We start from the raw sequence: 13644 nt of genomic DNA on the forward strand, positions 1-13644 counted from the left end.
TGGTTCATTGTTCGCGTATCTTCCGTGCCAGTTCGTCCGGGCTCAGCTGCTGTGCCGGTTCGGCTTCGCCGGCTTCCAAGGGAACGATCCGCACCAGGCCGGCCAGCCGGCGGATGGCTTCGGCCTCCCCGCTTCCCAGTCCGTGGCGGGTGACGTTCTGGGCCCCGGCCGCGGTGCCCAGCACCACCGCCTCGTGCAGCGAACCGCCGTCGGCCAGCACGGCCGCCACCCCGGCGGTGAGCGAGTCGCCGGCTCCGTGGGGATCCACGCTTTGCAGCTCCGGCATGTGGACCTCGCTGACCTCGCCTTCGTCCAGCAGCAGGGAGGGATGGTGGGCGCGGGTGACTATCACCGAGCGCGCACCTTCGTCGGCCAGGGTCCGCATGGCCTCGACCAGCTGGTGCGGCTCCGGGCCGGCGGCGCGGCCGCTGTCCACGAGCTCGTTGTCGGCAATCTTGACCACGGCCAGTCCCCCGGCCAGCGCCGCGGCCAGCCGTTCCCCGGCCAGGTCGGTGACCACCGTGCACCCGGCGGTGCCCAGGTCAGCCGCCAGCCGGCGGTAGACATCGACCGGCACGGCGTCTTCGCGGACGGCGCCGCTGAGGATCACGGTGCCGGCGTCCATGCCCGCCTGCAGCGTCAGCCCGTAGAGTTGGTCCAGCTCGTGGCGGGTCAGCTGGTCCCCCGGCGACTCGGCCACAACCCGGCGCTCGCCGCCCCGGCGGTCGTGGATATAGGCCCCGCTGTTGCCCTGGCCCTCCACGGAGAGCACCCGCACCCCTTCGTCGGAGATCAGGTGGCGCGCCACGCGCCCGGTTTCACCGGAGAACACCCCGCACATGGTGACGGAGGTGCCCAGCGCCAGGAGCATCCGGGCCTGCCACACCCCCTGGCCGCCGGCATGCACATGGATGTCGGCGGTCCCGTCGATATCCTCCACCGTCACGGTCAGCACCGGGGACGGCGCGAAAATCACTACTGTGCCCATGAGGGGCCCGCCTCCTCCCGGCCGGCGGTCTCTTGTTCAGGAATGTCGGCCATGGCCGCCTCCTTTTCGTGCGGTTGTTGCCGTGCCCGCCCGGATGCCAAGGCATCCGCTGCCGACGATGTTTCCATCCGGCGGCGGCGCTGTCTACGGGTCCCGGCGTCCGGCCCGGGTGCGACGGCGGCATCCGGCCGGGTGGGTTGCTCAAGGTTGAGCGCCGCAGCCGTAGGCCGCGAACCCTCTTGTGCCGCTCGCCGGTTACGCACGAACTGCCGCTTAGTGCGTAACATCGCTCCGGATCATCCCCGCAGACCTCTACCGGCTGCGGGACCGGCCTGCATGTTCCGCCTCCGCTACGGCCCGCAGCCGCTGCAGGCTCTGCTCCATGCCCTCGTGCAGGGTCTTGGCGCGGTTCCGGTCCTTGCCGAAGCCGCTGACAATGATCCATCCTGGCCGGGTGATCGGACGCACCATCAGGTAGGACTTGGTCACGCGGGTGCCGCCGTCCTCCGGCTCGAAGCGGTAGCGCCACTGCACCTCCGGGCTGTACTCGGGCATCCGGGTCACATCGCAACGACCGCATAGACAGTCTCGGGCGCCGCATCGACGTGAATGCGCAGCTCATCGTGGTCCAGCGTCTGCATCGGGTGCTCCTTCACAAAACGCGGCGGCTTCACGGGGCCTCAGGCTCGGGTGAAGCTGCCCAGCCCGGTCCGGTCGTAGTAGTCCAGCCTCACGCTGTCGGCCCGGCCTCCGCCGGGGGCGAAGATTGCCCCGGCCAGGCCGTTGGCGTTCTCTCCAATGGTCTCGAAGCTGAAGGTGTCGCCGTCGAAATGGCTCAGCCGGAACGTGGTGGGCCGTTCCGCCGGCCCCATGGTCATGGCCAGCCCGCCGTCGTCCTCGGCGACGGTCAGCGGCCCGTAGTAGGAATTGGCGTAGGTGCCCGTGTAGAAGCTGTTCGCCCGCGGCTGCACGGGGCGGGCGGGACGCTTGGAATAGTCGGTCTCCGGCTTGTCCGCCTCATCAATGTGCCGGAACACCTCGGCGGTGAACGCCAGCCAGTCCACGGTCGGCTCCCCGTGCTGGGCTATATCGAAGAACTCCGCGCCGATCGCCTCGGGGATGCCCTGCGGCCGCCCGTTGGTCAGCACCACAATGCCCAACTGTTCCCCCGGCAGCATCAGCACGGAGGTCGCGGCGCCGAGGTTGAAGGCCCCGGAGTGTCCCAGCTGCAGCCGGGCCTGGTCGTCATAGCTGACGTTCCAACCCAGGCCGTAGAAATGCGCGCGGGCCGCCGGGGTGGCCGGCGGCCCGCTGATCGAGTGCGGCTCGCGGGTCACCAGAAGAGCCTGCTCGTCGATGATCTGCCGGCCCGCGTAGCGGCCGTTGGCCAGTTGCAGGCGGATCCATGCGGCCAGGTCGCGCACCGAGGAACTGGCCCCGCCGGCCGGCGCCTCCGCATCGGCGTCGCGGACGTACCTGGCTTCCCACTTCCGGTTGCCCACCGGCACGTGGATCAGGGCCTTGTTGGCAGTCTGCTCGTAATGCGCGTGGCGATAGCTCGTGGAGGCCATGCCCAGGGGCCGGAACAGGACTTCCTCGGCCAGGTCCTCCCACGGCATGCCCATCGCGACGGCGGCCGCCTGGCCGGCCTCGGTGAAGCCGAAGTTGCTGTAGTTGTACGTGGCCCGGAACGGGTCCAGCGGCTGCTGGTCCAGGTGGGCGAGGATGTACTCCCGGTCGAAGCCGAGGTCCTCGAGCAGGTCTCCGGCCCCGGTGTGCAGGCCGCTCCGGTGGGAGAGCAGGTCCACGAACGTGGCGTGGCCGGTCACGTACGGATCCTTGAGCGCGAAGTCCGGATTGTGCCGGACCACCGGGTCGGTCCAGTCGGCCTTCCCGCGGCCAACCACTCCGGCCACCACGGTGGAGGCCAGCGGCTTGGAGACCGAGGCGAGCTGGAACACTGTGTGGCCATCCACCCGGGCCGGCTTGCCGGCCTCCCGCACCCCGAAGCCCTGCGCGTACAGCACCTGGTCCCGGTAGACCACGGCCGCGGCGATGCCGGGCACGCCGGTCTCCGCCATGGCGTGGTGGACCGAGCCGTCCAGCCGGGACAGGGCGTGGTCCACCTTGCGGCGGTCCAGCAGCGGCGGAACCTGCGGCGGCGGCGCGGGAAGCAGCGGCGGCGCCGTGCCGGCGTCGGTTTTTACGGCGGCGTGGGCGGCCGCGGGCGGCAGGACGGTGATCCCCGCCGCCCCGGCCCCGATGGTTTTGAGCAAGGTCCGGCGGTCCGGGAAGCTGGTTCCGGCCATGGGAATCCCCTTCAGCATGGACAATGATGATGCTCCGGTCCGCGCTGCCCCAGGACCACCAGGCTGAAGCCTTTCCTCCATGGTGGACCCTGCGGCCGGCGCCGACAATGAGTTCCGCGCGGCGGGGCACATCACCGCGGCAATCGCCGTCCTGGGCAGCTGCGGAAGCCTCTGGCAAGAAGTCATTGTTTTTTGACCTTGTGTCCAATATTGTTTACATCACGTCCCGCCAACCCGCCTTGGAGGAATCAGATGGCCCCGGAGGAACGAAGCGCCTGGATCATGCTGCTGGCCACGGTCGGCGCCTATGCGGCCTACCTCGTGGCCGTGCTCGGGCAGGCGGGCGGCCTCCCGCTCGCCGAGGTGCCCTACGTGCCGGCCATGCTGTTCTCGATCGGCGGGGCCATCGCGGCCTCGATCGTGCTGAACATCCTGGCCGCCGTCGCCCTGCGCGACGGGGCCGGCCGGAAGGACCAGCGGGACCGGGAGATCTACCGGTTCGGCGAGTATGCCGGCCAGTCCTTCCTGGTCCTGGGCGGCGTCGCGGCGCTGGTCATGGCGATGGCCGAACTGCCGCATTTCTGGATCGCCAACGCGGTTTATTTGGCGTTCGTCCTCTCCGCAGTACTGGCCTCCATCGCCAAGCTCACCGCCTACCGCCGGGGCCTGCCGGCATGGTGAAGCCGACCAGGGTCACCAACCGGATCCGGCGGCTGCGGTTCGAGCACGGCGAGATGACCCAGGCCGAACTGGCGGAGCGCCTCGGCGTGACCCGCCAGACCGTCATAGCCATCGAGCAGGGCCGCTACTCGCCCTCGCTCGAAATGGCCTTCCAGATAGCCCGGGTGTTCGGCGTGCCGCTGGACGAGGTCTTCCACTACCCGGCCGGAGAAGGAGAAACCGAATGAAAGCCATCCTGCAGGACACCTACGGATCCCCCGACGCGCTGCGCCTGGACGACGTCGACAAGCCGGAGGTGCGCGACGACGACGTGCTGGTCCGGGTGCAGGCTGCGGGGGTCGACGCCGGCGTCTGGCACCTGATGGCCGGCAAGCCCTACCTGCTGCGCCTGTTCGGGTTCGGCCTGCGCGCACCCAAGGTGCGCATCCGGGGACGGGACCTCGCCGGCACCGTCGCCGCCGTCGGCCGCAACGTCACCCGGTTCCGGCCCGGCGACGAGGTGTTCGGCACCTCCCTCGAGGGCAGCTACGCCGAGTACACCCGCACCGGTGAGGACCGGCTCGAGCCCAAGCCGGCGAACCTGACCTTCGGGCAGGCCGCGGCCGTGCCGGTATCCGCGTGCGCGGCCCTGCACGGCCTGCGCGACGCCGGCCGGCTGCGGCAGGGCCAGCACGTGCTCATCATCGGCGCCGGCGGCGGGGTCGGCACCTTCGCCGTCCAGCTGGCGAAGGCGTTCGGGGCAATCGTCACCGGGGTGTGCAGCACCGCGAAGGCGGAGCTGGTGCGCTCGACCGGCGCGGACCACGTCATCGACTACACCCGCGAGGACTTCGCCCACGGCGGGCACCGCTACGACCTGATCCTCGACATCGCCGGCAACAACCCGCTCAAGCGCCTGCGGCGGGCCCTGGCTCCGGAAGGAACCCTCGTCATCGCCGGCGGCGAAGGCGGCGGCCGCATCCTCGGCGGCGTGGACCGCCAGCTGCGCGCGTCCCTGCTGTCGATGTTCACCCGGCAGAGAATGCTCGGGCTCATGTCCGCCGAGCGCCCCGAAGACCTCCGCGACCTGCGGGAACTGATCGAAGCCGGCAAGCTCACCCCGGTGGTCGACCAAGCCTATCCGCTCGTCGAGGCGCCCGAGGCCATCCGGCGCCTGCACGCCGGGCAGGCCCGGGGAAAGCTCGTCGTCACGCTGTAACAGCAGGACAACCGGGCCCCGCTCCTGCCGGCGCTACCTCGAGGGAGGAGCTGTGGTCCTGCGGATGACCAGCTCGGTGGGGGCGGTGAAGGACAACTCCGCCTCCCGGCCGTTAATGAGCGCCACCACCATGCGGCCCGCCCTGAGCCCCTGGTCGCGCACCGACTGGTGGACGGTCGTCAGGTCCGTCAGCTCCGCCAGCGGATGGTCGTCGATTCCGATCACGGAGATATCTTCGGGCACGCGCAGGCCGGCCCTGCGGATGGTCCTGATGGCCCCCAGGGCGACCTCGTCCGAATGCGCATAGACGGCGGTCGGGGGCGCGGGCAGGGCCAGGAGCTGGGACATTGCCTCAGCGCCTTCGTTTCCGCCCCAGTTGACCGTCCGGACCAGCTCGGGCTCGGGGACCAGGCCGGCCGATGCCAGCGCCTGATAGTAGCCTTCGGAACGGCCCAGCGTGGCCGGCCATCCGGGTTCATCGGGATCAACGGCGGCGATCATGCCGATACGGCGGTGGCCGAGGAAGATGAGATGGCCGACGGCCTTGCGGGCTGCCTCGGCGTCGTCGATGCACACATAAGGGTAGGAGGCCATCTGGCCTCCGGAGGCGACGATGTGCACGCCCATGAGCTCCAGGCGCTGCTGCTCGGCCGCGGTAACCGGAAAGGCGACGGCCACCACCGCGTCCACCTTCCGGCGCGCCGGCAGCCGCTGGAAGAATTCACGCCGGTCCTCGGCTCCGCCCACATGGTAGAGCAGGACATCGAGGCCCGCTTCGCGCAGGGCGGCTTCGACCCCCTCGAGCATTTCGGCGAAAAACCAGCGGGCAATGTGGGGAACCACCACCGCCACCCGCCCGGTGGTGCCCGGGCGGAGCTTGGACGCTTCGGGAGAGACCACGTAGGCCAGCTGCTCGGCGACCTCCAGCACACGCTTCCTGGTGGCCTCGGCCACTCCCGGGGAGTTGTTCAGGGCCCGGGACACCGTACCCATGCCCACGCCGGCAAGGCGGGCAACATCGGCCATATTGACCTTCGACGCGGTTCCAGTCACACCAGAAACGTAGCACGTTGGAAACGTTTCTGGAACGGAAAGAGCCCGGAACACCCGTAAATTCCGCGGTTTCACGGCAATCCATGGAAAAAGCTTGACCTGCGTCACATCATGCCCCAATACTTGTTGGAAACGTTTCCAAAACACAGGCCACACATGCTGCCTAATGGGGACGGAGCCGCAGCGGACACATGCTGCGGCGGTCGCAGACCCTCGAGCTTCTGGAGAAAACATGTCACGAAGTGGTGCCCGCGCTGCCGCCGGCGGAAGGAAAACCAGGACGGCTGCAGCGGTGCTCGCTACCGCTGCCGGACTGGCGCTCACTGCCTGCGCCCCGGGCGGATCGGCGCCGGCCGCCACCCCCCGGGCGGCGGTGAGCACGGAGATCGGGACCGAACAGATCGAGCTCTCCCTGTACAACTCGCAGGGCAGCAAGGCCAAGACCGAAGCCCTGATCAAGGGTTTCGAAGCCGAACACCCGAACATCGACATCACCGCTCGGTACGATCCGGACAATGTGGTCAGCCAGAACCTGCCGCGGCTGCTGTCCTCGCCGGACTCCCCCGACCTCGCGCTGTCCACCGGCGCGGTGGTGGACAACGTCAGGAAGGGCCTGCTGGTGAACCTGGAGCCGTATGCCGAGGCCTACGGCTGGGACGCACTACCCTCCTCCCAGCTGGCCTCGGCGAGGGTGTCCGCCGAGGGCATCCAGGGACAGGGATCGCTGTACGCCATGCCGGACGGCTTCACACTCACCGGCATGTTCTACAACAAGCAGCTGGCCGCGAAGCTCGGGATGGACAAGCCGCCGGCGAGCGTGGCCGAACTCGAGGCATTGCTCGCCAAGGCGAAGGACGCCGGCATCACCCCCATCATGACCGCAGGCCAGCTCGGTCTCGGGACCACTGCGTACCAGGACCTGCTGAACAACGAACTGGGACCGCAGAAGGTCAACGAATGGATCTACCGCGTCCCGGGCTCCACCATCGACAATGCGGACGGGGTCCGTGCCGCGCAGACGCTGAAGAAGTGGGTGGACGCCGGCTACTTCAACGACGATGCCAACGGCACGTCCCAGGACGCGTCCTACAGCCGTTTTGCCGACGGGGAAGCCTTGTTCATGTTCCAGGGGAACTGGGCGGTACCGATCCTCGCGCCCGGCATGAAGGACAACCTGGGCTTCGCCCTCTTCCCGCCGGTCGAAGAAGGAGGCCCCGTGGCCGCCATGTCGGGGCCCGCCTCGCCGTTCGCCATTTCCGCGCAATCGGAGCACCCCGATGCCGCGGCGGCCTTCCTGGACTGGCTCCGCAGCGACGAGGCCCGCCGGATCGCCGTCGACAACGGCCTGGCCCCGGTCGGCACCGCCGACCAGGAACTGCCGCCGGTCAAGGCCGGCACCGTCGAGGAGGCCGTCCAGCAGGGCTTCCGGCAGTTGTCCGCGGACAACGGCCTGGTCGACTTCGTCCAGAACGCCACGGCGGGAATCCAGGTCAATGCCTGGAACCCCGAGAGCCAGCGCCTGTTCGGCGGCCAGGCGTCCCCGCAGGAATTCGTCACCGCCGTCCAGCGCGTCTACGAATCGGAACTGGGCAAGTGACCGCCGGGACGGATCTGCGAGTGCCCGCCGGGAACATGGCCGCCCAAGCCGCGGCGCCGGCCGCCGGCCGCCGGGGGCAGGACACGCCCCGCACCCGGCGGCGCCGGAAGGCCAGGGCCTGGACCGGCTGGCTGTTCGCGCTGCCGGCCCTGGTGATGTACGGGGTCTTCGTCCTCCTCCCGCTGTGCTCAAGCCTGCAGTACTCGCTGTATGACTGGGACGGCATCACCGCCGCCAAATGGGTCGGCCTGGCGAACTACGTCCAGGTCCTGACCGATCCCCGGCTGGTGGAACCGATCCTCCACGCGTTCATCTTCATCATCTTCTTCAGCATCATTCCCGTCTGCGGCGGGCTGGTGATCGCCTCGATCATCAAGGACCTGAAATCCAAGGCCTTCGGCACCGCGGCCCGGATCCTGCTGTTCATTCCGCAGATCATCCCCGCGGCGGCCGCCGCCGTGGCCTGGGTGTGGATGTATTCCTCCGACGGCGTGGTCAACCAGCTGCTGCGCGGCGCAGGCCTCGGCGGGATGGCGCGGGCCTGGCTCGGCGACTTCGACTGGGCGCTTCCGGCCGTGGGGATCATCGGGACCTGGCTCGGCATCGGCCTGTGCACGATCCTGCTGATCGCCGGGATCGGGAAAATCGACAGTTCCCTCTACGAGGCGGCGCGCCTGGACGGGGCGGGCTGGTTCCAGGAATTCCGCGCCGTCACGCTGCCCGGGCTGCGGTCGGAAATCGGCGTGTGCATCACGATCACGACCATCGCCGCCCTGGCCAGCTTCGATGCAGTCTTTATGTCCACCCAGGGCGGGCCGGGTCACTCCACCATGGTTCCCGGAGTCGCCATCTACCGGCTCGCCTTCGTGGAAAACAACATCGGGCTGGCCTCGGCCATGGCCATCGTGCTGGTCCTGCTGGTCCTGCTCGTCGTCGGCCCGCTCCAGCGGCTGTTCAAGGAGAAATAAGATGCGCACCGCAACCCGGAACTATGCCGGCACCGCCATGCTGGTACTGGTGATGCTCTTCTGCATCCTTCCGATCCTGAGCATGCTCTCCGCCGCCCTGCAGCCGCAGGGAACGGTGCCGATGGGCATCAGCTGGCCGAGCAATCCGCAATGGGGCAACTTCGCCGACGCCTGGAACGTTGCGAACATTTCCGTGCTCCTGCGCTCGAGCGCCGTCCTGGTGCTCGGCGTCGTGCCGGTCTCCGTGCTGATTTCCACCATGGCCGCCTACGCCCTGGCCCAGCTGCACCTCCCCGGCGGCAAGATCTTCTACGTCCTGCTGCTGGTCGGGCTGACGCTGCCCTTTGAGGTGACGATCATTCCGCTCTACTACCAGATCCGGGACATGGGGCTGCTCAACACCCAGCCGGGCCTGATCCTGCCGCTGATCGGCCTGAACATGCCGTTCGCCATCTTCTGGATGCGCGCACACTTCAGCTCCGTCCCGGCCGAACTCTCCGAAGCGGCCAGCATGGACGGGGCCGGCAGCTGGACGTCGTTCCGCAGGATCCACCTTCCGCTGGCCGTTCCCGCCATCGCGTCCCTGGCGCTGCTGATGTTCCTCTCCACCTGGAACCAGTTCCTGCTGGCCATCATCCTCATCCAGGACCCGGACAAACGCACCATGGCCGGCGCCCTGCAGAACTTCGTGGGCGAACACGGCTCGGACCTGGTCCTGCTCAACGCCGGGGCGCTGCTGATCATGGCCCCGACCGTCATCGTCTTCCTCATCCTCCAGCGCCACTTCATCAAGGCCCTGCTCGCCGGCTCCGTCAAGGGCTGAACACCCGGCCGCTTTAGCCATCCCCAATGTGAAGGATCCACTCCCCATGAACAAGACCCCCACCCAGTCCGCCCTCGCCTGCGATCCCGACTGGTGGCGCCAGGCCTCCGTCTACCAGGTCTACCCGCGCAGCTTCGCCGACGCGGACAATGACGGCCTGGGGGACCTCAAAGGCGTCACCTCGCGCATCCCCTACCTGGCGTCCCTGGGCATCGACGCCGTCTGGCTCAGCCCCTTCTACCCTTCGGCCCTGGCGGACGGCGGCTACGACGTGGACGACTACCGCGCCGTCGATCCCCGGCTGGGCACGCTGGACGACTTCGATGAGATGGTTGCCGGACTGCATGCCGCCGGCATCCGGCTCATCGTGGACATCGTGCCCAACCACTCCTCGGACCGGCACGCCTGGTTCCGCGAGGCGCTGGCCGCAGCACCGGGCTCGCCGGAACGGGACCGCTACATCTTCAGGGACGGCACCGGGCCCGGCGGGTCCCTGCCGCCCTCCGACTGGGTTTCCCATTTCGGCGGTGCTGCCTGGACCCGGGTGCCGGACGGCCAGTGGTATCTGCACCTCTTCGCCCGCGAACAGCCTGATTTCAACTGGGACAATCCCGAGGTGCGCGAGGACTTCCTGCGGACCCTGCGGTTCTGGTCCGACCGCGGCGTGGACGGTTTCCGCGTCGACGTCGCCCACGGCCTGGCCAAGGACCTGAGCGAGCCCCTGCGCAGCAAACCCACCACCTCGGTGCCGCTGACCCAGCACGATGGCAACGACCCGCTCTTCGACCGCGACGAAGTGCACGAGATCTTCAGCCAGTGGCGGGCCGTGCTCAATGAATACAACCCGCCGCGTGCTGCAGTGGCGGAGGCCTGGGCACCGACGGTGGCGCGGCGAGCCCTGTACGCCCGCCCGACCGAACTCGGGCAGGCCTTCAACTTCGACTTGCTTGAAGCCGGCTGGGACGCGGCCGCGTTCCGCGCCGTCATCGGCGCCAACCTGGCCGAGGCCGAGCTGTCCGGGGCCTCCTCGACCTGGGTCCTGTCCAACCACGACGTCGTCCGCCACGCCTCCCGGTACGGCCTCCCGCAGGGCCGGGACCTGCGGGAGTGGCTGCTGACCGGCGGACAGGACCCCGTCGAGGACCGCGCCACCGGGCAGGGCCGCGCCCGGGCTGCAGCCCTGCTCATGCTCGCCCTGCCCGGGTCCGCCTACCTGTACCAGGGCGAGGAACTCGGCTTGTTCGAAGTCGCCGACCTGCCCTCCGGCGTACTCCAGGACCCCATCTGGAGACGCACCGGAAACCGCGAAAAGGGCAGGGACGGCTGCCGCGTGCCGCTTCCTTGGAACGCCGGCCTGCCGTTCTTCGGCTTCGGCGACGCCGTCCCCCACCTGCCCCAGCCCGAATGGTTCGCCGACCATGCGGCCGACCGGCAGCACGGGGACCCCGCGTCCACGCTCGAACTGTACCGGGCCGCCCTGCGGCTGCGCCGCGAACTGCAGACCGGGGAAAAACTGGAGTGGATCGACCATCCGGATCCCTCGGTGCTGCACTTCGCCCGCCCAGGCGGCTGGCACAGCATCACCAACTTCAGCACCGGCCCCGTCCAGCTGCCCCCGGGAAACCTGGTCCTGGCCAGCGGACCCGCCGGCGACGGGACCCTGCCCGCGGACACCACGGCCTGGGTCCTCGAGTAGGCCGGCGGCCACCGCCTGGCAGGCACCTAAAACCTCCGCAGCCACTACGGATCGTCGGGCACGTACCTGCCCGTGAAGGGAAAAAGAATCATGGCAACGGTTACCTTTGACCAGACCACCCGCCTGTACCCGGGCACCGGGAAGCCGTCGGTGGACGGCCTGGACCTGGAGATCGCCGACGGTGAGTTCCTGGTCCTGGTCGGGCCCTCCGGGTGCGGGAAGTCCACCACCCTGCGCATGCTCGCCGGGCTGGAGGAGGTCACCGGGGGGAGGATCCTGATCGGTGACCGGGACGTCACCGACGTGGCGCCCAAGGACCGCGACATCGCGATGGTGTTCCAGAACTACGCCCTCTACCCGCACATGACGGTGGCCGACAACATGGGCTTTGCGCTGAAAATCGCCGGTGTGCCGAAGGAGGAGCGCATCCGCCGTGTCCGGGAGGCCGCGAAGCTGCTGGACCTGGAACAGTACCTGGACCGCAAGCCCAAGGCCCTCTCCGGCGGCCAGCGCCAGCGCGTGGCCATGGGCCGGGCCATCGTGCGCAGCCCGCAGGTCTTTTTGATGGACGAGCCGCTGTCGAACCTGGACGCGAAGCTGCGCGTGCAGACCCGCACCCAGATCGCCTCCCTGACCCGCCGGCTCGGGGTCACCACCGTGTACGTGACCCACGACCAGGTCGAGGCCATGACCATGGGCGACCGGGTCGCGGTGCTCAGGGACGGGATCCTGCAGCAGGTCGACACCCCCCGGAACCTCTATGACCGCCCCGCGAACGTGTTCGTCGCCGGATTCATCGGCTCCCCGGCCATGAACCTGCTCGAACTGCCCGCAGCCGACGGCGGCGTCCGGTTCGGCAGCACCGTCCACCCGGTGCCGCGCGAGGTGCTGGCCGAAGCCCGCGGGGCCACCGTCACCCTGGGCGTGCGGCCGGAGGACCTCGAACCCGCCCCCGCAGGCCAGGGCCTGGTCGTGGCGGTGGACGTCGTCGAGGAACTCGGTGCCGACGCCTATGTCTACGGGCACACCGCCCTGAACGGCAGGAACCACGAGATCGTGGCCCGCGTTGACGGCCGGCGCCCGCCGCTGAAGGGCGACACGATCCACGTCCGCCCCGTCCCCGGCCACGTCCACCTCTTCGATACCGCCACCGGCAGGCGGCTCGGTCCCGGCGCATCCGGCTCCAGTCGTGTCCCCGGCGAACAGCCGGTTTTGGTCGCTGCGGCTGACTAGCAACGAAAGAACGACATTATGAGGATCGGTATTTTGACCAGCGGGGGCGACTGCCCCGGGCTGAACGCGGTGATCCGCGGGGCGGTGCTGAAAGGGATCACGGTCCACGGGCTGGAGTTCGCCGGCTTCCGCGACGGCTGGCGCGGGGTGGTTGAAGGCGACGTCGTCGACCTTCCCCGCACCAGCGTCCGCGGCATCTCCAAGCAGGGCGGCACCATCCTGGGCACCTCCCGGACCAACCCCTTCGGGGGCAACGGCGGGGCGGAGGCCATCCGGAGCCAGCTGGAACGCCGGGGCATCGACGGGATCATCGCGATCGGCGGCGAAGGAACCCTCGCCGCCGCCCACCGGCTGAGCGGGGCCGGGCTGAAGATCGTGGGCGTGCCCAAGACCGTGGACAACGACCTGGACGCCACCGACTACACCTTCGGCTTCGATACCGCGGTCCAGATCGCCACCGAGGCCATCGACCGGCTGCGCACTACCGGGGAGTCCCACCACCGGGTGATGGTCGCCGAGGTCATGGGCCGCCACGCCGGCTGGATCGCCCTGCATGCGGGCATGGCCGCCGGCGCCCATGCCATCCTGATCCCGGAACAGCAGGTCTCCCTGGACCAGGTCACCGAGTGGGTCACCGATGCGCACAAGCGCGGCCGCGCGCCCCTGGTGGTGGTCGCCGAAGGGTTCATTCCCGAAGGTCAGGACGCGCCGCATTCCGCGCTCGGCCTCGATGCCTTCGGACGACCCCGCCTGGGCGGCATCGCCGAACAGTTGGCCCCGGAGCTGGAAGCCAGAACCGGTTTTGAAACCCGCGCCACAGTCCTGGGCCACATCCAGCGCGGCGGTGTCCCCTCCGCGTTCGACCGGGTGCTGGCAACACGCCTTGGGATGGCCGCTGCCGACTCCGTGGCTGCCGGGAGCTGGGGGACCATGGTCTCGCTTCGGGGCACCGACGTTGTCCACGTGGACTTCCAACGCGCGCTGGGCAGGCTCAAGACCGTTCCCCAGCACCGCTACGACGAAGCACTGACCCTTTTCGGATAGGACTGGAGGAACCATGAGGCGTGCGAAGATTGTGGCGACGTTCGGGCCGGCGGT

Annotated in this window: 13 protein-coding genes; 9 read left to right on the plus strand and 4 right to left on the minus strand. The window is 69.1% G+C overall.

Features of this window, described 5'->3' with window-relative positions; translation table 11 throughout:
* Nucleotides 1-4: 4 nt before the first annotated feature.
* The 3 genes from HGG74_RS14720 to HGG74_RS14730 form a co-directional block, all read right to left on the minus strand.
* Nucleotides 5-988: a PfkB family carbohydrate kinase gene (locus HGG74_RS14720; RefSeq protein WP_168487506.1), complete on the minus strand. Its 984-nt coding sequence runs from the start codon at nucleotides 986-988 to the stop codon at nucleotides 5-7.
* Between the two features lie 312 nt (nucleotides 989-1300).
* Nucleotides 1301-1543 carry a hypothetical protein gene (locus HGG74_RS14725; protein ID WP_246262920.1) on the minus strand — a complete coding sequence of 81 codons (243 nt, stop codon included), beginning with the start codon at nucleotides 1541-1543 and terminating at the stop codon, nucleotides 1301-1303.
* 125 nt (nucleotides 1544-1668) lie between these two features.
* On the minus strand, nucleotides 1669-3297 hold the full coding sequence (locus HGG74_RS14730) for a serine hydrolase (RefSeq protein WP_168487507.1): 1629 nt from the start codon (nucleotides 3295-3297) through the stop codon (nucleotides 1669-1671).
* Between the two features lie 252 nt (nucleotides 3298-3549).
* Here HGG74_RS14730 and HGG74_RS14735 point away from each other — a divergent pair, with 252 nt between their 5' ends.
* The 3 genes from HGG74_RS14735 to HGG74_RS14745 are packed head-to-tail and all read left to right on the plus strand — an operon-like array spanning nucleotide 3550 to nucleotide 5176.
* Nucleotides 3550-3978, plus strand: a complete 429-nt coding sequence (locus HGG74_RS14735; RefSeq protein WP_168487508.1) for a hypothetical protein — start codon at nucleotides 3550-3552, stop codon at nucleotides 3976-3978.
* Nucleotides 3972-4205, plus strand: coding sequence for a helix-turn-helix transcriptional regulator (locus HGG74_RS14740; RefSeq protein WP_168487510.1), 234 nt, complete (start codon nucleotides 3972-3974; stop codon nucleotides 4203-4205). The genes HGG74_RS14735 and HGG74_RS14740 overlap by 7 nt, the downstream gene beginning before the upstream one ends.
* Nucleotides 4202-5176 carry an NAD(P)-dependent alcohol dehydrogenase gene (locus tag HGG74_RS14745; protein ID WP_168487512.1) on the plus strand — a complete coding sequence of 325 codons (975 nt, stop codon included), beginning with the start codon at nucleotides 4202-4204 and terminating at the stop codon, nucleotides 5174-5176. Before HGG74_RS14740 ends, HGG74_RS14745 begins: the two co-directional genes overlap by 4 nt.
* A 33-nt stretch (nucleotides 5177-5209) precedes the next feature.
* On the opposite strand, the gene HGG74_RS14750 is transcribed toward HGG74_RS14745, so the two are convergent.
* The gene (locus HGG74_RS14750; protein ID WP_312856862.1) at nucleotides 5210-6229 is read right to left on the minus strand and encodes a LacI family DNA-binding transcriptional regulator; all 1020 of its coding nucleotides are present in this window, start codon (nucleotides 6227-6229) and stop codon (nucleotides 5210-5212) included.
* Nucleotides 6230-6461: 232 nt separating this feature from the next.
* Between HGG74_RS14750 and HGG74_RS14755 the strand changes: the two genes are divergently transcribed.
* The 6 genes from HGG74_RS14755 to HGG74_RS14780 all read left to right on the plus strand — a co-directional run bounded on the left by HGG74_RS14755 (nucleotide 6462) and on the right by HGG74_RS14780 (nucleotide 13590).
* Nucleotides 6462-7826, plus strand: a complete 1365-nt coding sequence (locus HGG74_RS14755) for an ABC transporter substrate-binding protein (protein WP_205761973.1) — start codon at nucleotides 6462-6464, stop codon at nucleotides 7824-7826.
* A gap of 20 nt (nucleotides 7827-7846) precedes the next feature.
* A complete protein-coding gene (locus HGG74_RS14760; RefSeq protein WP_312856863.1) occupies nucleotides 7847-8794 on the plus strand; it encodes a carbohydrate ABC transporter permease in 948 nt (315 codons plus the stop codon).
* Nucleotide 8795: 1 nt separating this feature from the next.
* On the plus strand, nucleotides 8796-9617 hold the full coding sequence (locus HGG74_RS14765; protein ID WP_168487515.1) for a carbohydrate ABC transporter permease: 822 nt from the start codon (nucleotides 8796-8798) through the stop codon (nucleotides 9615-9617).
* A 46-nt stretch (nucleotides 9618-9663) separates the two neighbouring features.
* Nucleotides 9664-11313: a glycoside hydrolase family 13 protein gene (locus HGG74_RS14770; RefSeq protein ID WP_168487517.1), complete on the plus strand. Its 1650-nt coding sequence runs from the start codon at nucleotides 9664-9666 to the stop codon at nucleotides 11311-11313.
* Nucleotides 11314-11403: 90 nt separating this feature from the next.
* Nucleotides 11404-12546, plus strand: a complete 1143-nt coding sequence (locus HGG74_RS14775; protein ID WP_168487519.1) for an ABC transporter ATP-binding protein — start codon at nucleotides 11404-11406, stop codon at nucleotides 12544-12546.
* An 18-nt stretch (nucleotides 12547-12564) separates the two neighbouring features.
* The gene (locus HGG74_RS14780) at nucleotides 12565-13590 is read left to right on the plus strand and encodes an ATP-dependent 6-phosphofructokinase (RefSeq protein WP_168487521.1); all 1026 of its coding nucleotides are present in this window, start codon (nucleotides 12565-12567) and stop codon (nucleotides 13588-13590) included.
* The last annotated feature ends 54 nt before the right edge of the window (nucleotides 13591-13644 follow it).

Origin of the sequence: Arthrobacter mobilis (genome assembly GCF_012395835.1) — a bacterium.
Classification (GTDB): Bacteria; Actinomycetota; Actinomycetes; order Actinomycetales; family Micrococcaceae; genus Crystallibacter; species Crystallibacter mobilis.